This window comes from Chryseobacterium pennae, assembly GCF_003385515.1.
In the GTDB taxonomy this organism is placed as follows: Bacteria; Bacteroidota; Bacteroidia; order Flavobacteriales; family Weeksellaceae; genus Chryseobacterium; species Chryseobacterium pennae.
This window is the reverse complement of sequence record NZ_QNVT01000020.1, coordinates 90,726-108,413: the sequence shown is the minus strand read 5'-3', so window position 1 is coordinate 108,413 and position 17,688 is coordinate 90,726. Positions and strand designations below refer to the sequence as shown.

Below are 17,688 nucleotides of genomic sequence, written 5' to 3'. Positions count from 1 at the left end.
AGAATGCTGATATATCTGAAAATAAACCATTTCTGTTGTTAAAAATTCATAAAATACAAGAAAATCATTATATTTGCCGACTTAATTTAACGTAGTTATAACAAAATGCAAGGAAAAGGGCTTATTACAATTGTTGCTATTGTCCTGGGGTTGATTTGCTTAAACGAGCTATTACCAACCTGGTACGCCAGCAAAATTGAATCGCAGATCGAAGCTGCGAAAGGAAACGAGAAAGAGATCAAGCGAATCAAAGAAGATACTCTTAATCTTGGGTATACAAAGCTTTATTATTCAAAAGCTAAAGACAAGGAAATGAAATTGGGTCTTGACTTAAAAGGAGGGATCAACGTTCTATTGGAAATTAACCAAAGAGATTTGGTAAATGATTTAACCAATTATTCTACCAATCCTGTTCTTATTGAAGCTTTAAATAAGACTGATGAAGCTCAGAAAAACTCAACAAAATCTTACATCGACAATTTCTTTGAACAGTTCGATGCGATTAACAAAGCAAAAGGTACGAACTTAAAGCTTGCTGACCCGGAACTTTTCGGAAACACAACTTTATCTGAAATCAAGTACAACACTACTGATGAGCAGGTAAAAAGTATTGTTAAAAGAAGAATTGATCTTTCTGTAGGAACAGCTTTCGAGGTAATCAGAACGAGAATTGATAAGCTTGGAGCGATCCAGCCAAACGTTCAGAGAGTACCTGGTACAGCTAGAATTTCTGTAGAGATGCCTGGTATGAAGGATATCGATAAGGTAAAGAAAATGCTTCAGACTTCTGCAAAACTTCAGTTCTGGGAAGTACAGCAGGTTCCTGAAGTAGCACCTTATTTCCAGACATTGACAACTATGGTTGCTGCAAAAGGAGATTCTATGGGAGTTGCAAAAAATGTGAACTTCATGAACCTTTTACAGCTTGACAAATTAAGAAGTAATGGTGTTGCTAACGTAAAATTGTCTGATACAGCTGCTGTAAACAAGATCTTGAACAGCAAAGTAGGAATGGCTTTACGTCCTGCAAACATTAAATATACACAGTTCATGTGGGGTTACAAACCTGAAGCTACAAGTCCTGATGATTTAGTATTGTATGCAATCAGAAGTAACATCAACCAGAAAGCTCCGGTAGACGGTGCGGTAGAAACTGCAAATATCAGCTACGACGAATTGAGCAGGGTAGTTGTAGATATGCAGATGGACTCTAAAGGAGCAAAAGAATGGAAAACTTTAACGGAGAAAAACGTTGGGAAGCCAGTAGCTGTAACTCTTGATAACAGAGTCTATACTGCTCCAAACGTTGTAAATGCTATCCCTAACGGTAGAACTCAGATTTCTGGTAACTTCTCTCAGGAGGAAGCTAAAGAACTGGTAGACGTGTTAGGTGCTGGTAAATTACCTGCTGGTGCTAAAGTAGTTCAGGCTACTCAGGTAGGTCCGTCATTAGGACAGGAATCTATCGACGCGGGTATGATTTCATTTGCAATCGCATTCCTAATTATCATTGTTTATATCATTTTCTATTACGGTGGTGCCGGAGTGTACGCTGTAATTGCAATGGTAATTAATTTATTCTATATTTTCGGAATTATGGATTCCGGAGACTTTACTCTTACGCTTCCTGGTATCGCTGGTATCGTATTGACGATGGCCATGGCGGTAGATACGAACGTAATTATCTATGAAAGAACTAAAGAAGAATTATTTGCTGGTAAAAGCATCTTAGAAGCTTATAAAGACGGTTTCAAACACGCATTAAGTGCGATTATTGACGGTCACTCTACTACGTTACTTACTGCAGTTGTATTGTTCTTCTTTGGAACAGGGCCTATTAAAGGTTTCGCATTGACGTTGATGATCGGTATTATCATGACATTGTTCACTTCTGTATTATTATCAAGAGTAATGATCTTCAGCAGACTGAACAAAGGTAAACAGCTTTCTGTGTGGACTCCTCCTACGAAGAACTTATTCAGAAATACCTGGATCGATTTCATTGGAAAGAGAAAATATGCTTACATTATCTCTGCTGTGTTAACGGTAATCTGTATTATATCTATGGTTACTCACGGATTTAAATACGGTATCGACTTTACAGGAGGTAGAAACTATGTAGTAAGATTTGATAAAGAAGTTAATGCTAATGATGTTGAAGAAAAATTAGTAAAACTATTTAAAACTGAAGATGGTAAGAACTCTTCTGTAGAAGCTAAGACTTTCGGAAACTCTAAACAGTTGAAAATTTCTACAGATTACCTTATTGAAGACGAATCTTTAAAAGCTGACCAAACAATTGAGCAGAAACTATTTGAAGGATTAAAAGGAGATCTTCCTTCTAAAATTACTTTAAATGAGTTTAAATCTGCAGACAAAGATCACGCTGGTATTATTTCATCTGAAAAAGTAGGACCTACGGTAGCTGATGATATTCAGACGCACGGTATTCTTGCTGTAGTGGCTGCATTAGGAGGTATTTTCTTATATATCTTATTCAGATTTAGAAAATGGCAGTTCTCTTTAGGTGCTGTAGCAGCATTATTCCACGATGCGGTTATTATTTTAGGAACGTATTCATTACTTCACAAATATATGCCGTTCAACATGGAGATCAACCAGGATTTCATTGCTGCGATCCTTACGGTATTAGGATACTCAATCAACGATACGGTGATTATCTTCGACAGAATTAGAGAATACCTGAGAGAGAAGAAATCTCTGACATTAGCTGGATTATTTGATGACTCTATTTCAAGTACGTTGGGTAGAACATTCAACACTTCATTCACTACGATTTTGGTGATCCTTGCGATCTTCATCTTCGGGGGTGATAATCTGAGAGGATTCATGTTTGCTCTGTTAATCGGTATTGGATTTGGTACTTACTCATCTATCTTTGTTGCATCGGCAATTGCCTATGACTTCCTTAAGAAAGGAAAAGAAGAAGAGGTACACGGAAAAACAACTTCCGAAAAAGAAGTGCTTGCTTCAAAATAATACAAACTACAATAAATTAGTAAAAGCCTTTCTTTCGAAAGGCTTTTTTTATTTCCTTTTCGTTTCGAGCATTTTGTTTTTTCATTGATTTGAAGAAGCTTTACCTGTAAGATTATATTGTTCTTATGGTTCCGTATAAGTGAGTAGACTATTGCCTTGCTGTGAATCAATATTCTTCTTATTGTCCATTACTTATTTTTAATACATTTCCCAACTTGTACATTTTTAAACAATTTTTGCATGTTAAAAGTGATCGAATTTAACATAAAGTAGAATTATTCGTGAATAAATCAAATTTTAGAGATTAAAAATTTCGTGCAATACCTTAATAATACTCATTTTTTGATGTTTATGCATAAATAATAATTTTAGTTAAAAAAAAATAAAAAAATATGGAATTATGTAGCAAATTATTATATATTTACAAAAAACAAAACAAAAATAAAATTCGAAAAATTATTCGTTGCTGCGGCACTTTGTGTCGGTAGCGCTATTTCTGCACAGGTAGGGATTGGGATATCTAACCCGGATAAAAGTTCTGCTTTAGATGTTACCAGCACTAATAAAGGTGTATTAATCCCCAGAATTTCTGATCTTACTACAGTAGCCACTCCAGCAAATGGGCTGTTGGTTTATGATCTGAAAAGACAGGCATTAACCCAAAACATCGGAACACCTGCTGCCCCAAACTGGGTTCCCATCAGTGGAAACATTGTTAAGTTCTTCTACATGCCCTCTATCAGCATTGATACTTCTACGCTAGGTACGGGTAGGACATTGGATCTATACCAATTATACAAGACACAGTTTTCAACTCCGAAAGTCACCAGTACAGGAGCTCCTGCAGCCATTCCTTTCTTTCTAAATGCTACCGATCTGTACTATTATGTAACAGATTTTGACGGCAGTGTTTTAAGGAATGTAAGCATTGATGCTAATGGAATCCTGCGCTATGATGTGGTAGGAACAGCCACAGCCTGTTCCTTCGTGAATATTGTATTTGTAATCAAATAATTTTAAGTGACATACAGTCATTAGCATCATCCTTCAATTAAGGATGAGTATCCTTTCGTGTACAATTAACAGATTAAAATTATTCGTGATGAAAACAAATTCAATACTACGGTACATTTTTATGGCATTATGCCTCTTAGTATCAAATAAAATGATTTCTCAGGAAATGGTTTCCCTGCCTATGGGCGGTTGTGGGAGATTATTAGATACTAATACTTCCGCTCAGTATGCTAATTTTATTACTATCTTTCCCCCCTGTTTAAAGGTGGGAGCAGTGGCAGCTAATGCCAATAATATGACAGATATAGATGTCAATTCATATGCTTCCCTTAAACCTGGAATCGGAGCTGGGATATGTCCTATTTATATCAGTGTGGGAACAACCGGAAGTGACTTTCCGGCAAACAAGCCTGTATATATAGATTTCTCTTCTGAAGGCTTTAATTTTAATGCCAGTTTCAATGATGCTAGTTTCAGATTCTTTAATAACGGACAGGAGGTGTATTCAACTCCGGTTGGAGGGCACTTTTTCTTTGATTTTGGGGATAGCCAGTCTAGAAAAATTATTAAAGTAATGCCTACTGTTGCATGGGATGAAGTCAGACTGTCTTATTCAGACTTTGGAATTGGCTTTACATTCAATGAAATGAGGGTTTACAATATCCTTTCAGAATATTATATAGATCCTATGACTTATTTGTCTCAACCTTCAGACAGAACAGTTCCTGTGGGAGGATCCACTACGATGACAGCAGTTATAAGCAATACAGATATTGATGAGACTCCTGCGAATGTTACTTACCAGTGGCAGATATTAAACGGTTCTACATGGACGAATCTTACCAATGGAGTTAATTATAGTAATGTTACCAGTTCAACGCTTAACATTAATAATATCCCTGCAGGATTCAATAATAATCAGTACAGAGTGGTAGCTAAATCCAGCTTCCATACCTGTTCATTCCAGGCGAACTCGAATACCGGAAGACTTTTTGTAAATGCAGTGAATGATCCCGGAACCATTGGAGCTGATCAAACAGTTTGTCTGGATATCAGCAGTGACCCGGCAGCCTTTACACAAACTGCAGCCGCTCAGTTAACAGGAACAGCAAGCTATCAGTGGCAGAGCTCAACAGATAATGTAACATTTACAAACATCACTAATGCTACTTCTGCGACGTATGATGCGCTGGCAGTGACACAGACCACTTATTACCGCCGTGGAGTAAGATCAACTCTTAATGGAGATGTTACAGCTTATCAGTATAGCAATGTGGTAAAGGTTACCTTGAAGAAGAGCTGCCTCATCAAATGCATCATCACTAACCGTATGATCACTGCAAAACCTAATAGTAACTAGTAATATATCAATTTAATAATAAAAAAGACCTGTTTCATGTTCATTTGAAATCAGGTCTTTTTATTTTATGGTTGCCATATCTTTAATCTTCAGCCTTTTAGATTGTTGAAAATAATACAAAAACAACAGGTCTTTTAATATGATTCTGTTGTTCAATATTATACTTCTTTAACGTAGTGAAATTTAGAACCATTATTTTTAAGATTTGATTAATTTTGCATCATCATGGAAAATTCAAAGAAAAAAGCAGCTATAGGCTTTATATTTATTACTTTACTGATTGATATTACAGGATGGGGGATCATTATTCCTGTTGTTCCCAAATTAATTGAAGAGTTGATTCATGCAGATATCAGTGAAGCCGCAAAATATGGAGGCTGGCTGGGGTTTGCATATGCATTTACACAGTTTATTTTTTCTCCGTTGGTAGGTAATCTGAGCGACAAATATGGGAGAAGGCCTATTATTCTGATCTCACTTTTCGGATTTGCGGTGGATTATATTTTCCTGGCGTTAGCTCCAACTATCTGGTGGCTTTTCCTGGGAAGGGTGATTGCTGGGATTACCGGAGCAAGTGTAACTACGGCAAGCGCTTATATTGCTGATATTTCCACTGATGAGGACAGGGCTAAAAACTTTGGACTGATAGGAGCCGCTTTTGGTCTCGGATTTATTATAGGACCTGTTCTGGGGGGAGTTTTGGGGCATTATGGTGCAAGAGTTCCTTTCTATGCAGCAGCAGTATTGTGTCTTCTTAATTTCCTTTATGGGTATTTTATTCTTCCTGAAAGTTTAGATAAAGATAAAAGAAGAGAGTTTGATTGGAAACGTGCCAATCCGGTAGGGTCTTTTAAATTCTTAGGGAAGCACCCAGAAATTTCAGGTCTGATCACTGCATTGATTTTGATCTATATTGCAGGGCATGCTGTACAGAGTAACTGGAGCTTTTTTACGATGTATAAATTTAACTGGACAGAAAGAATGGTCGGGATTTCATTAGGGGTTGTTGGCCTGCTTGTTGGTTTGGTACAGGGACTTCTGATCAGATGGACAACCCCAAGATTGGGAGAGCAGAAGAGTATTTATTATGGCCTGGCGATGTATGCTGTAGGGCTGTTATTATTTGCTTTTGCTTCGGAAGGCTGGATGATGTTTGCTTTCTTAGTTCCTTACTGCCTGGGTGGAATCTGTGGTCCGGCTTTACAATCGGTGATTACAAAAAGTGTCCCTTCTAATGAACAAGGGGAGCTTCAGGGAGCATTAACCAGCTTAATGAGTGCAACTTCTATTATTGGCCCGCCTATGATGACCAATCTGTTCTATTTCTTCACCCATGATGAAGCACCATTCAAATTTTCAGGAGCGCCATTCTTCCTGGCATTTATCTTAATGACCATTAGTGTGGTGATTACATATTCTGCTTTTAAGAAAAATGGAAAGATTTAATAAACCTCACTTTTAACGGAAGGAGGGATGAAAATCATTATTTTTAAGATGTGAAACGTATTCCTCAATACCAACCGGATGAATTTAATACGATCCTTAATCTGGATTGGGCAGGAAAGGCTATGCAGAAAAAAGGGTTGAATGAATTCTTTATAGAGCCACTTCAGGTGCTTAGTGAAGCAAAAACTCCCTCTCAGCCACACCGCAAAACGGTAAACGATTTTGTGTTTATCAAAAGAGGATTTCTTGAAAAAATGGTTTGTTCAGATACGTTTACCGTACAGGAAAATATGATCATTCTTCTTCCTCCGTATAAGATCCGTACATTCATTAAAAACACACCGGATATTGAGGGTTTCTATTGTCATTTTTCCGACGATTTTATTGCAGAAGGCCCAGGATTGAAATATTTGCAGGATATTCTGAGTTATGCAGAGATTAAAAACAATCCTACACTTTATCTGGATGAGCAACATGAGAAGAGGATTTTTCTGATCCTGAAGCAGATGGAGAGCTTGTATATAACCAATGATAGTATGGAACTGGTTAGACTTTATCTTTTTACTGTATTGGGTGAGATCAGGCATTTTATAGAAAAGCTGCCGAAAGAGTATCTCTCAGCTAATGAAACTGTTGTGCTGAAATTTAGGAGGTTAATTACAAGTCGGATTCAGAATTTACATGCTGTAAAAGAATATGCTGATCTGCTTAATGTTTCCCCTAATCATTTGAATAAAACAATAAAAAAAGCAACTGGAAAAAGGGCTTCCGAAATTATTATTGAAGCTCTTGTGATGGAGGCTAGAGCTTTGCTGTCCTTACCTCAATATACTGTTTCTGAAGTTGCAGTGGCCTTAGGTATAGACGATGCTTCTTATTTTTCTCGTCTTTTTAAAAAGCATACGGGTCTCAGTCCGTCAGATTATAAAAAAAAGATTGATTTATCCTGGTAATGGATGCATATGTTCTAACCTGATCTTGTTGTATTTGAGAATTTTGCAAATACAATTATGATGGCTTAGAAAATGAAACAAATATTACTTTTCAGTATTGGCTTAATGCCCTTATTATTTTTCTCTCAAAATAATAAACGGGTTCCCAATTCTCCTATTGCCTTTGAAGCTTTAGCAGGGAATAAAGGAATTGCTACCCAGATGACTATCAATAAAGGTTTTCAGGATATTAGAGGGTTGGGTTTTTTTAGTGCTGCCAACATTTCTTCAAAATGGAATGAAGAGCATTCCAATGATGCCATGATTCAGGCAAATCTAACTTTTGAGGTGATTAAGAATATCCGGGTATTGGGTGGAATGCATTATACTCCTACTACAGGACTTAGGCCTACAGCAGGAATATTATATTCATTAAGTACCCCTGAATTTTTACTCATTGTCAATCCCAGATTTATTGGGTTTTCTGAAAAAAGTATAGCAGAAGGTATGATGCTATTGGAATATAAACCCTCAATCAACGAAAATTGGAAAGGATATTCCCGAATTCAGGCTCTTTACTCAGAAACTATAAAAGATGGAGCACACGCACGCAGTTATCTGATGCTTCGGCTTGGGGTAAGTTATAAGCCTCTCACTTTTGGGCTTGGTGCCAATTGGGATCGTTATGGACCTTTTAATGAAAGTAAACAGAATTTTGGAGTATTTGCTGCGATCAGGCTGTTTCATTGAAATATACATTTTTACTATAATTTTTTATTCTTTTAATTAACATGAAACATTTAATTTTTCAAACGAATAATACCTGGACCGGAACCTTACTAAGGTGGACGGTAGGTATTGTATTTATACCTCATGGGCTTCAAAAAACGTTGGGGTTATTTGGAGGAATGGGTTGGGATGGAACAATGAAATTTTTCACAGAAAATTTGCAGCTTCCCTATATGGTTGCAAGTACAGTAATTTTGGTAGAATTTTTGGGATCAATATCACTGTTATTGGGCTGGGCAACCAGATTCTGGGCTTTATCATTTATAGGGTTACTGATTGGAATTATGTTTTCTTCTCATCTGGATAACGGTTTTTTTATGAATTGGCTGGGTACCCAAAAAGGAGAGGGATGTCAGTTTGATATTCTTGCGATTGGAATAGTTGTAACTTTGCTTATGGAAGGTGGAGGAAAATTATCAGTAGACCGTTGGGTTTTCACCAAAAATATCTTAAAAAAAGAATTATAAATGAATATTATGAACCAATTAAAATTAGAAAAATACCTTAAAAGAATTCACTATTCGGGAAATTTGGAAATGAATATAGAGGTTTTAAAAAATATTCATCAGTTGCATCCTCAGTATATTCCATTTGAAAATATAGATTCTTATACAGGAACAGTGCCGTCATTGGATCCCGAAGATATTTTTCAGAAATTAATCGTTGAATCCAGGGGCGGTTATTGCTATGAACAGAACCTGATTTTGAGTGAAATCTTGAAATATATCGGCTTTACAGTAGAATTGCAGTTGGGCAGAGTGTTGTGGCGAAAAGACGAAAACAGCAGCTCCGCCAGAACACACTTATTACTGATTGTAGAACTAAATGCTCAGAAATACCTTGTAGACTGTGGCTTTGGAACAGCGACACTTACCGGACCTTTACTTCTGAATGAGGAAAAGCCTCAACAGACCCCTAATGAACAATTTAAAATTTCACAGAAAAACGGAGCTTATACACTTTGGACTCAAAGAGAAAACTGGCTGCCAGTATATCGGTTTGAACTTGAGCGTGTAGAACCTCTGGATCTGGATATTTCCAATTGGTATCTTTCTACTTACCCGGAATCCAATTTTAAAAAGAACCTTATTCTTTCAAAAGTAGATGAAAATGCACGTTATACCCTCGCTGGCCACACATTAAATATACGACGGGGAGCTGGAGAAAAAGAAACGGTTATAGTAGAAAACAACGAGCAGTTATACCAAATATTAAGAGAAACTTTTGGGCTGAAAAAAAATGCAGTTGATCTATTAAAGCAGAAAATAGAGTAATAATATTTTAAAGAATTTTAAAAAAAATAAAAACCAAAGGAAGCACGCTCCCTTTGGTTTTTTAATAATTTGAATTCTAGCGAAATTTAATGATCTATTGTATAGAAGTAGCTGCATCTCTAATCACTTTTAATACAGCATCCGGTTGTGAGATCATAGGAACATGGCTGCTTTCCAATTCAATTGTAGTAGCTTTCATTCTGTCAGCAAAAAAATGTTCCAATTCAGGGTTGATGGTATGATCGTTTTTTGCTATAATATACCAGTTTGGTTTTTCTTTCCATGCAGGTGTTGTTGTTATCTGTGCTCCAAATAAAGCTATGGAGGCAGGCCCTTGAGTAGCGTACATCAATGCTGTTTCCTCCTGTGGAAGGTCACCTGCAAAGTGCTTTTGCATTCCCTCAAGTCCCATCCATATTAAGCCATCTGCAATTTCAAGGTGATTTGACGCTTCGGCGGGATACTTTTCTGAAAGCTCCCCTAAACTTTCCCCTTCGTCAGGCGCTAGTGCGGCAACGTAAACCAGTCCTTTTACTTTTGGATCGTTTCCTGCCGCAGTGATTACTGCTCCGCCCCATGAGTGACCTATTAAGATTGTTGGGCCTTCCACTCTTGCCAACGCCTTTTGGGTAGCTAATACGTCATCCTCTAGAGTTGTTAATGGATTTTGTACGGAAATTACTTTGTGGCCATCCTTTAATAAAGTGGGAATAAGTTTGTTCCAACCAGAGCCGTCAGCCCAAAGTCCGTGTACGAAAATAATGTTTGCTTTTTTCATTGTATTTTTTAAGATTAAATATGAATTTTATAATCCTTCTGAGATATAATCTTATTGTTTAGATTGTATTATTAATGTAATGAGTATAGTAGGATTATGTTTTGATAGCTTAAGGATAGAGGGATTTTGTGCCATTAGCTACAATATTGCTTCCAAGTCCTGAAAATGATACTGAAAATTTACTTGCATTAAAGCTTAAAGAACCAGTTGGAGTACAGAGACCCAGTGCATACTGACATTGTCCGTAAGCTCCTGTTCTTTTAGTGATCTTGCTTTCGCTTTTTGCCTTTCCTAAACTGATGTTGGACCAGTCATTTACATCAGCATTGGAAACACTTGAGCCTGTATAATAAATGGTGATTTGATATCCTGCTTCACCTCTTTTAGATCCCCAAAGCCATTTTGCAGTCCACCATTCCTTGTACCATTTAGAGGCCACTTTTGCTGTTGCTCCTGCATTAGAGTCTTCGGCGGTACCTCTTGTATCCATTATGGTAAGGCTTCCAAGGACATTATCCCAGATTATTCCTGATTCATTATAAAAGCAAAGCGTTGTGAACTTTCCATTTTTATTGCTCCAGATTACTTCCATAACGTTGGTTCCTGTTTTTATTTCTTCAGTTACCATTTCTTTTAATCCGGTTTGGGCAGTGCTAAGATCATCTCCTGTATACAGATCACCAATTCTTCCCAATTTTACAGTAGAAAGATCCATAAGGTTTCCCACAGCAATAAACTGATCTTTATCAGAAATAAGATGTTGAGACAGTTCGATTCCTTTTTGAGTTGAGATTTTTCCGATTACATTCACACCGGCAATCTGAAGGTCATTGTTCAGGTATTTTTCAAGGTTCTTTTGAGATTCGCTCAGTTGAATCTGTACAACATCAGGAACAGCCTGTGAAGTAGGAGTGGTTTCTTTTTTAAGATCAGCAGTGGTGATTTTAGCCTGAACGGTTTCCTGTTTTGTAATTTCGTTGTTATCATCACTACAGCTGCTGAAGGTTAATACCGATAATACAGCGATAAATTTAAAAGAAGTAACTAGTTTTTTCATAATAAAATGTATTTAAGATTGTGTATAGTAAATGTAATAAAATGTTAATTAATTCTCAATCATTTGAATTAATTATTTGTTAATTTGAATGTAATTACTGTTTGAGGTGCTATTTAAAAAAAGGAGAGGGGTTGGAATGAAGAGATAACAGACAGATAGATGATGAATGGGGATGGGAGAAAGTAAATCAGGATACCAGAGGTACAACTATAAACCTTAAATATTAAACCATAAACCTAGGACTTAAAACCAGCCTCGCAGTCAAAATCTTAAAATTTGTTTAAATTTTTAGTTTATCATCAATAAATGTATAATCTTTCGTAATTTTACAGCATGGAATTAAGCATTGGAGAAATGGCATTGATTGCCATTGCAATCGTTGTATTATTCGGACCTGATAAGCTGCCTCAGATCGCGCGTGACCTAGGTGCAGGCGTTAGAAAAATGCGTGGCGCTGTGGAAGATATTAAAACCGAGATCATGAAGGAAACGGATAATCCTGTTTCTGAGATCAAACGTGAAATTGAGAAGGTGAAAGATGCAGCTAAAGACTTCAACCCGATGAAGGATATCGAGAAAGACATTCTTACAGAGCCTACCTCTGCCACTCAGGAGCCTCCAAAACCAAAGCCAGCCGATGATGAAACCTACGAAGGGCCAGTAAGCAGATAACGTATGGAAGAAATCATTCAGGAAGATAAGCAGGTGTTTCTATACCTTAACAATTTGGGCGATCCGGCTTTTGATCAGTTTTGGATGCTGATATCCAGTACCTGGATCTGGGTACCCCTTTATATTATATTCCTTTATTTTTTGTACAAAAATTATAAGCTAAAATCTTTAGTTTTTATTCTTATATTCTTAGCATTGGGAGCAACAGTTTCTGATCAGCTTGCCAGCGTATTCAAATATGGAGTGGCAAGATTAAGACCATGCCATGATCCCACTCTGGAGCACTACATGAGAATTGTGAAATGTGGCGGACAGTTTGGTTTTTATTCTGCCCATGCGTCGAATACCTTCTTTTTAGCCGCTTTTTTAAGTATTTTGCTTAAAAATAAACTTAAATGGTTTCCTTATGCTATATTTGTATGGGCTATAGTGGTTTCTTACAGCCGAATATATTTAGGAGTGCATTTTCCAATTGATATTTTGGTGGGAGCGTTTGTTGGATCTTTATTGGGAGTGATATTTGGTGCACTTGCCAGGAAAGTAATCAACAAACAAAATATATCCTCATGAAAAAATCTTTATTACTTTTAGTTTTCGTTAGCTTTTCATTCCATGTCTTTGCCCAGGATAAAAAAATGGCCGAAGAATGTTTTAAAAAAGCAGATTATAAATGTGCTGAAGAACAGTATTCCAAACTGGCAGATAAAGAACAGATCCGAAAAATTCAATCCGAATATTATAATAATCTGGGAACAGCACAAAGAAGACTGGGTAAAACAGAGTCTGCTTTTAAATCGTATGATAATGCCTTAAAGACCAACCCGATGTCAGTATCTGTCTATGAGAACCTTGCTTCTCTATACAGCCAGAAAGGAGATAAAAGAAGAGCATTGGATTATATTGAAAAGGGGCTCAAAGTAGATGATAAAAGTACTGATCTCTATCTTACACGTTCCAAGATTTATGAAAGTCAGGAAAAAAAAGATCTGGCCAAGAAGGACCTTAATCAGATCCTGAGCTTTGCACCGGATAATATTTTTGCTAAAACAGGGTTGGCTAATCTGAAAAAAAATAATGGTGAGCTGGAGGATGCGCTGAAAGACTATAATCAACTCATTGCCGAAAAGCCAGAATCATTGCTGTATAACGGACGGGCAGATGTTTATTTGAAAATGAGAAAAAATAAGGATGCTCTTGCAGACGTCAATAAAGCCCTTGCCATTGATCCTAAGTTCGCTCAGTCATATGTAACAAAAGCATTGATCCTGTTTAATACAGCCAAGCCTAAAGAAGCTTGTGAAAACCTGGATAAAGCTGTAAAATATGGGTATGAAAAAGCGATATTAGCTGATTATTATACTAAATGTGATAGAAAATAATATCACCATAAGCTATACTTTTTTCTGCGACTAAAAGACAACTTGAATATACAGGTTGTAGAAAATCATTATTTTAATCATACATAAAGAACAGCTGAATATAGCAAACGCTTAGCTTTAGCAGTTTTTTATTCATTTAAAAGATAATACATGTTAAATATTGTTCTTGTAGAACCTGAAATACCTAATAATACGGGAAATATTGGTCGTTTGTGTGTGGGAACAGGCTGCAGACTGCACTTGGTTCATCCCTTCGGATTTGTAATTAATGATAAAAACCTGAAGCGGTCCGGCCTTGATTATTGGGTACATCTTGATGTCTCTGAATATGCTAATGTAGAGGAATGGGTAAAAAGTATCCCAGATCCGTCACGGGTATTCTTAATGAGTTCCCATGCAGAAAAGTCATATCTGGATAATACTTTCCAGGATGGGGATTGGCTGGTTTTCGGAAAGGAGAGTGTAGGACTGAGTAAAGAAGTCTTAGATAAGTTTGAGCACCATTTAACCATTCCAATGTCAAAACTCATTCGAAGTTTTAATATAGCCAATTCTGTTGCTTTTGTTGTAGGAGAAGCTAACAGACAGATCGGATTAAAAATATAGCCTTATTATTGATAGGGCTTTTTTTAGTCATTATGATAGGGTTTCCCCTGAAGGATCTGATCTGCGCGATAAAGCTGTTCAACAATGAATAGACGGATCATCTGATGAGTAAAGGTCATTTTTGATAATGACATTTTTTCATTTGCCCTGCTGTAAATATCCTCTGAAAAGCCATAAGCACCGCCAATCAGGATATGCACCTTTTTTACAGAAGAATTCATCCAGTTGTCAATTTTCTGGGAAAACTCACGGCTGGTAAACTGTTTTCCTTTTTCATCAAGAATCGCAACCAGGTCATTTTTATCAATATGATTCAGAAATAGTTTAGCTTCTTCTTTTTTAAGAAGATCCGGAGATAAGTTTTTAGCATTTTTAACATCAGGAATCTCTGTAATTTCAAAATTCCAGTGCTTGGGAAGACGGTTAAGATAGTAAGTGATCAGAGAGGTAATTTCCTTGTCGTCTGTCTTTCCGATACAAAGTAAGCTGATTCGCATTGATAAAATTTTCAGTCGGCAAAGATAGTGATTTTTTAACGGTTGAAATGTAGAGAAAATGCTTCAGATTGACTGTTTGAACATTATTCTCTGAGATTTTTGCGAAACAGTGATCTTTCTGAACTGTAATAATTTTACAGAAAGATTTATTATGAAAACAATATTTGATAGTAATGCAAGAGAAGAACTCATCGGCAGGATTGATACACTTTCTCAAAAGAATACCGCGCAATGGGGAAAGATGAACCTCTATCAGATGGTAAAGCATTGTACGGACTGGAATGATTGGGTATTGGGAAGCAGTCAATACACATATGAGCAGGGTTTTTTTAGGAAAGATCTTTGGGAAAATGGTTCTTTGGAAAGATGACAAAAGAAGAAATCGGTATTTTTGTTTATAAACATATGGATCATCATTTACGGCAATTTAATGTGTAGGGGGCTGAATACAATTTTAATTATTTTAATAGTCTGCAGTTAATGTAAAAAGGATCACATCTATAAAAGAGAAATTATCCGGATTTTTGTGGTGAATGTCCATAAGTCTCAATTCTATATAATTCACATTGAGAAACAGGAGAGGGAAAATGTTTATATTTGTAAGAGAGATCGAGAAAATATCTTCAAAAAACACGCATCATTTGGGTGAGTTGGTATTTAATCTTTTGACTAATCACGAAATTGCAGCAATAGATGAGTGTAAAGGTTCCCAGATTTATCCTGAAAGTTCAGGAGTTTTTTGATGACATCCATATTCCAGTTTTGGGAATATCGCTTTGGCAGATGTTTCAGATCTATATCTCCGGGATTTTTAAAGGAAAGATAGGGCGAAAGGCAGCCGCTATTTCCTGGAGTTTTACCATGAGTCTATTTCCTTTTATTCTGTTCCTGCTTTCCGTGCTGCCATATATGCCGCATTATGACAAGCTGCAGTTCTATATTTTTGATGTACTGATGCATAATGTGTTCCCATCCAATATGGAAGGCGATGTGAGAGGCTATATCGAAACCAATATTATTCCCAATATGAAAGGGATCAGTAACCTGACAATTGTATTGGCGCTCATATTTGCAACAAATGGTACTTTTTCCCTGATTAATGGGTTTAATGAAAATACAGAAGAAAAACTCAGTGATGTAAAAGAGTTTATCCTTTCATTCTTTATCACAATAGGTTTCATTACCATGGTTTTTCTAACACTTTTCGGAGTCTATTATGTGGAGGTTGTAATGAAGCTTTTTACCCCTGCTTATGACGTAACATGGCTGGTGGATAACCTTTCCAGTATCATTGGTTTTGTTTCCTTTCCTTTGTTCTATTTTATTCTTTTAACCTTATTCTATTGGTTGGGGACAGTGAAAATTACAAGGTTCAGACAGGCGATTCCCGGAGCGATTCTCACCACAATACTGTTTCTGGTGACGACCTATATTTTTGCTATTTATGTAAAGGATATTGCCCGGTATAACGTTCTTTACGGGTCTATTGGAAGTATGATCCTTTTGATGGTTTGGGTGAATGTAAATGTATATCTTTTACTTTTCGGGAATGAATTGAATATGGCTATCAGAAAACTCAGAATAGAAAAGCTGCTTTCGGATGAGATTCAGAAAGAAACGGTTCAGTATCATGCAAAGGTTACAGAACCCAATTTTGAAAGTGATGAAGAACATCGCAGAAAGCTGGAAAACCAGAAAAAGAATTAATCTTCTTCCGGTTCCATATTTCTTTTAGAGCTGATGCTTAAAATAGTAAATCCTAAAATGGCCGCAATAAAGGAAGCGATCAGAATAGCAAATTTAGCCTCGTCCTGGATCAGAATTTCCCCTTTAAAGGACAATAAAGCAATAAAAATAGACATGGTAAATCCTATTCCTGCCAGCAAACCTACTCCGATCATCTGAGTCCAGTTGCTGTTTTGAGGCAGAGAACTGAGCTTTAATTTAATAGCAATCAAAGAAAATAGATTGATCCCGATCAGTTTTCCAAGAATCAATCCACAGATAATTCCTAATCCTAATGTGCTTGTAGCCCCTGCAACCATATCATTGGAAAATGTAATATTGGTATTGGTTAAAGCAAAAATAGGCATGATCAGAAAGCTTACAGGAATGTGAAGCTGATGCTCCAGTTTTTCCAACGGTGAAATTTCAACATTGGAAGCATTGGTAGGAATTGAAAATGCCAGTACAACACCTGCAATCGTTGCATGAATTCCGGAGTGATGAAGGAAATACCATAAAAACAGTCCCGGAATAATATAAAATATTGTTTTGGTAACCTTTAAAAAGTTTAAAGCAAACAATAAAGCAGTAACTCCGAAAGAGAGTAGAAGATAGGTCCAATGAATCTGATCTGTATAAAAAATAGCAATCACAAGAATCGCTCCCAGATCATCTACGATAGCCAGTGCGGCTAAAAATATCTTAATTGAGTTTGGGATTTTTTTCCCAAGCATAGAAATAATGGCAAGAGAAAAAGCAATATCTGTAGCCATGGGAATTCCCCAGCCATTGCTGTATTCCGTTCCGTAATTGAAAATACTGTAAATAACCGCCGGAACAAGCATTCCACCCACTGCTGCAAAAATAGGCAGTGAAGCATTCTTAAAAGAAGAAAGTTCACCTTCTACAAGCTCTCTTTTGATTTCCAGTCCTACCAGAAGGAAGAATACAGCCATCAGACCGTCATTGATCCAGATACTGACAGGATACTTCAGCTGAAACTGATGAGTTCCTATCTCCTTGTCTAAAAAGTTCTGAAAACTTTCAGCAAGAGATGAATTGGCAATAAGTAATGAAATAAGCACGCAGAAAATAAGGATAATTCCTGAGGCTTGACTGTTGTTGAAAAATCTTTTAAAATAAAGTGATAAATTCATGT

The 17,688-nt window shown here is 36.6% G+C and carries 18 protein-coding genes; 14 read left to right on the top strand and 4 right to left on the bottom strand.

Features of this window, described 5'->3' with window-relative positions:
- Positions 1-105 precede the first annotated feature (105 nt).
- The 8 genes from secD (at position 106) to DRF65_RS18970 (ending at position 9,815) form a co-directional block, all read left to right on the top strand.
- Positions 106-3,000, top strand: a complete 2,895-nt coding sequence (gene secD, locus DRF65_RS19005; protein ID WP_115972322.1) for a protein translocase subunit SecD — start codon at positions 106-108, stop codon at positions 2,998-3,000.
- A 627-nt stretch (positions 3,001-3,627) separates the two neighbouring features.
- Positions 3,628-4,014 (top strand): hypothetical protein, encoded by a 387-nt coding sequence (locus DRF65_RS19000; protein ID WP_228438799.1) that lies wholly within the window; start codon positions 3,628-3,630, stop codon positions 4,012-4,014.
- A gap of 88 nt (positions 4,015-4,102) precedes the next feature.
- Positions 4,103-5,374, top strand: coding sequence for a hypothetical protein (locus DRF65_RS18995; RefSeq protein WP_123947389.1), 1,272 nt, complete (start codon positions 4,103-4,105; stop codon positions 5,372-5,374).
- A 225-nt stretch (positions 5,375-5,599) separates the two neighbouring features.
- Positions 5,600-6,820, top strand: a complete 1,221-nt coding sequence (locus DRF65_RS18990) for a TCR/Tet family MFS transporter (protein WP_115972319.1) — start codon at positions 5,600-5,602, stop codon at positions 6,818-6,820.
- A 50-nt stretch (positions 6,821-6,870) separates the two neighbouring features.
- Positions 6,871-7,773 (top strand): helix-turn-helix domain-containing protein, encoded by a 903-nt coding sequence (locus tag DRF65_RS18985; RefSeq protein WP_115972318.1) that lies wholly within the window; start codon positions 6,871-6,873, stop codon positions 7,771-7,773.
- 72 nt (positions 7,774-7,845) lie between these two features.
- A complete protein-coding gene (locus DRF65_RS18980; protein ID WP_228438796.1) occupies positions 7,846-8,502 on the top strand; it encodes a hypothetical protein in 657 nt (218 codons plus the stop codon).
- A gap of 41 nt (positions 8,503-8,543) precedes the next feature.
- A complete protein-coding gene (locus tag DRF65_RS18975; RefSeq protein ID WP_115972317.1) occupies positions 8,544-9,008 on the top strand; it encodes a DoxX family protein in 465 nt (154 codons plus the stop codon).
- Between the two features lie 9 nt (positions 9,009-9,017).
- The gene (locus DRF65_RS18970) at positions 9,018-9,815 is read left to right on the top strand and encodes an arylamine N-acetyltransferase family protein (RefSeq protein ID WP_165852271.1); all 798 of its coding nucleotides are present in this window, start codon (positions 9,018-9,020) and stop codon (positions 9,813-9,815) included.
- Positions 9,816-9,909: 94 nt separating this feature from the next.
- Here the strand turns inward: DRF65_RS18970 and DRF65_RS18965 are convergent, their stop codons facing one another.
- Together DRF65_RS18965 and DRF65_RS18960 are read right to left on the bottom strand one after the other, a co-directional pair.
- A complete protein-coding gene (locus DRF65_RS18965; RefSeq protein ID WP_115972315.1) occupies positions 9,910-10,593 on the bottom strand; it encodes an alpha/beta hydrolase in 684 nt (227 codons plus the stop codon).
- Between the two features lie 109 nt (positions 10,594-10,702).
- Positions 10,703-11,650 carry a hypothetical protein gene (locus DRF65_RS18960; RefSeq protein ID WP_115972314.1) on the bottom strand — a complete coding sequence of 316 codons (948 nt, stop codon included), beginning with the start codon at positions 11,648-11,650 and terminating at the stop codon, positions 10,703-10,705.
- A gap of 333 nt (positions 11,651-11,983) precedes the next feature.
- Here DRF65_RS18960 and DRF65_RS18955 point away from each other — a divergent pair, with 333 nt between their 5' ends.
- From DRF65_RS18955 to DRF65_RS18940, 4 genes are all read left to right on the top strand, one after another.
- On the top strand, positions 11,984-12,322 hold the full coding sequence (locus DRF65_RS18955) for a Sec-independent protein translocase subunit TatA/TatB (protein ID WP_115972313.1): 339 nt from the start codon (positions 11,984-11,986) through the stop codon (positions 12,320-12,322).
- A 3-nt stretch (positions 12,323-12,325) separates the two neighbouring features.
- Entirely contained in the window at positions 12,326-12,892 is a 567-nt protein-coding gene (locus DRF65_RS18950) for a phosphatase PAP2 family protein (protein WP_115972312.1), read from the top strand.
- Positions 12,889-13,701 carry a tetratricopeptide repeat protein gene (locus tag DRF65_RS18945; protein ID WP_115972311.1) on the top strand — a complete coding sequence of 271 codons (813 nt, stop codon included), beginning with the start codon at positions 12,889-12,891 and terminating at the stop codon, positions 13,699-13,701. The genes DRF65_RS18950 and DRF65_RS18945 overlap by 4 nt, the downstream gene beginning before the upstream one ends.
- Positions 13,702-13,851: 150 nt before the next feature.
- A complete protein-coding gene (locus tag DRF65_RS18940; RefSeq protein ID WP_115972310.1) occupies positions 13,852-14,307 on the top strand; it encodes a tRNA (cytidine(34)-2'-O)-methyltransferase in 456 nt (151 codons plus the stop codon).
- Positions 14,308-14,330: 23 nt separating this feature from the next.
- On the opposite strand, the gene DRF65_RS18935 is transcribed toward DRF65_RS18940, so the two are convergent.
- The gene (locus DRF65_RS18935) at positions 14,331-14,804 is read right to left on the bottom strand and encodes a 23S rRNA (pseudouridine(1915)-N(3))-methyltransferase RlmH (protein ID WP_115972309.1); all 474 of its coding nucleotides are present in this window, start codon (positions 14,802-14,804) and stop codon (positions 14,331-14,333) included.
- 151 nt (positions 14,805-14,955) lie between these two features.
- On the opposite strand from DRF65_RS18935, the gene DRF65_RS18930 reads away from it, so the two are divergent.
- Together DRF65_RS18930 and DRF65_RS18925 are read left to right on the top strand one after the other, a co-directional pair.
- On the top strand, positions 14,956-15,174 hold the full coding sequence (locus DRF65_RS18930; protein WP_228438795.1) for a hypothetical protein: 219 nt from the start codon (positions 14,956-14,958) through the stop codon (positions 15,172-15,174).
- 323 nt (positions 15,175-15,497) lie between these two features.
- Positions 15,498-16,511, top strand: coding sequence for a YihY/virulence factor BrkB family protein (locus tag DRF65_RS18925; protein WP_115972308.1), 1,014 nt, complete (start codon positions 15,498-15,500; stop codon positions 16,509-16,511).
- Here the strand turns inward: DRF65_RS18925 and nhaA are convergent.
- The gene (gene nhaA, locus DRF65_RS18920) at positions 16,508-17,686 is read right to left on the bottom strand and encodes a Na+/H+ antiporter NhaA (RefSeq protein WP_115972307.1); all 1,179 of its coding nucleotides are present in this window, start codon (positions 17,684-17,686) and stop codon (positions 16,508-16,510) included. The genes DRF65_RS18925 and nhaA overlap by 4 nt on opposite strands.
- Positions 17,687-17,688: the final 2 nt, after the last annotated feature.

Coding starts and splice junctions, on each gene's coding strand:
- DRF65_RS18945 (WP_115972311.1), top strand. CDS start 12,889: ATGAAAAAATCTTTATTACTTTTAGTTTTCGTTAGCTTTTCATTCCAT.
- DRF65_RS18970 (WP_165852271.1), top strand. CDS start 9,018: ATGAACCAATTAAAATTAGAAAAATACCTTAAAAGAATTCACTATTCG.
- DRF65_RS18955 (WP_115972313.1), top strand. CDS start 11,984: ATGGAATTAAGCATTGGAGAAATGGCATTGATTGCCATTGCAATCGTT.
- DRF65_RS18925 (WP_115972308.1), top strand. CDS start 15,498: ATGAGTGTAAAGGTTCCCAGATTTATCCTGAAAGTTCAGGAGTTTTTT.
- DRF65_RS18980 (WP_228438796.1), top strand. CDS start 7,846: ATGAAACAAATATTACTTTTCAGTATTGGCTTAATGCCCTTATTATTT.
- DRF65_RS18965 (WP_115972315.1), bottom strand. CDS start 10,593: ATGAAAAAAGCAAACATTATTTTCGTACACGGACTTTGGGCTGACGGC.
- DRF65_RS18960 (WP_115972314.1), bottom strand. CDS start 11,650: ATGAAAAAACTAGTTACTTCTTTTAAATTTATCGCTGTATTATCGGTA.
- DRF65_RS18940 (WP_115972310.1), top strand. CDS start 13,852: ATGTTAAATATTGTTCTTGTAGAACCTGAAATACCTAATAATACGGGA.
- DRF65_RS18935 (WP_115972309.1), bottom strand. CDS start 14,804: ATGCGAATCAGCTTACTTTGTATCGGAAAGACAGACGACAAGGAAATT.
- DRF65_RS18995 (WP_123947389.1), top strand. CDS start 4,103: ATGAAAACAAATTCAATACTACGGTACATTTTTATGGCATTATGCCTC.
- DRF65_RS18975 (WP_115972317.1), top strand. CDS start 8,544: ATGAAACATTTAATTTTTCAAACGAATAATACCTGGACCGGAACCTTA.
- DRF65_RS18930 (WP_228438795.1), top strand. CDS start 14,956: ATGAAAACAATATTTGATAGTAATGCAAGAGAAGAACTCATCGGCAGG.
- nhaA (WP_115972307.1), bottom strand. CDS start 17,686: ATGAATTTATCACTTTATTTTAAAAGATTTTTCAACAACAGTCAAGCC.
- DRF65_RS18990 (WP_115972319.1), top strand. CDS start 5,600: ATGGAAAATTCAAAGAAAAAAGCAGCTATAGGCTTTATATTTATTACT.
- DRF65_RS18950 (WP_115972312.1), top strand. CDS start 12,326: ATGGAAGAAATCATTCAGGAAGATAAGCAGGTGTTTCTATACCTTAAC.
- secD (WP_115972322.1), top strand. CDS start 106: ATGCAAGGAAAAGGGCTTATTACAATTGTTGCTATTGTCCTGGGGTTG.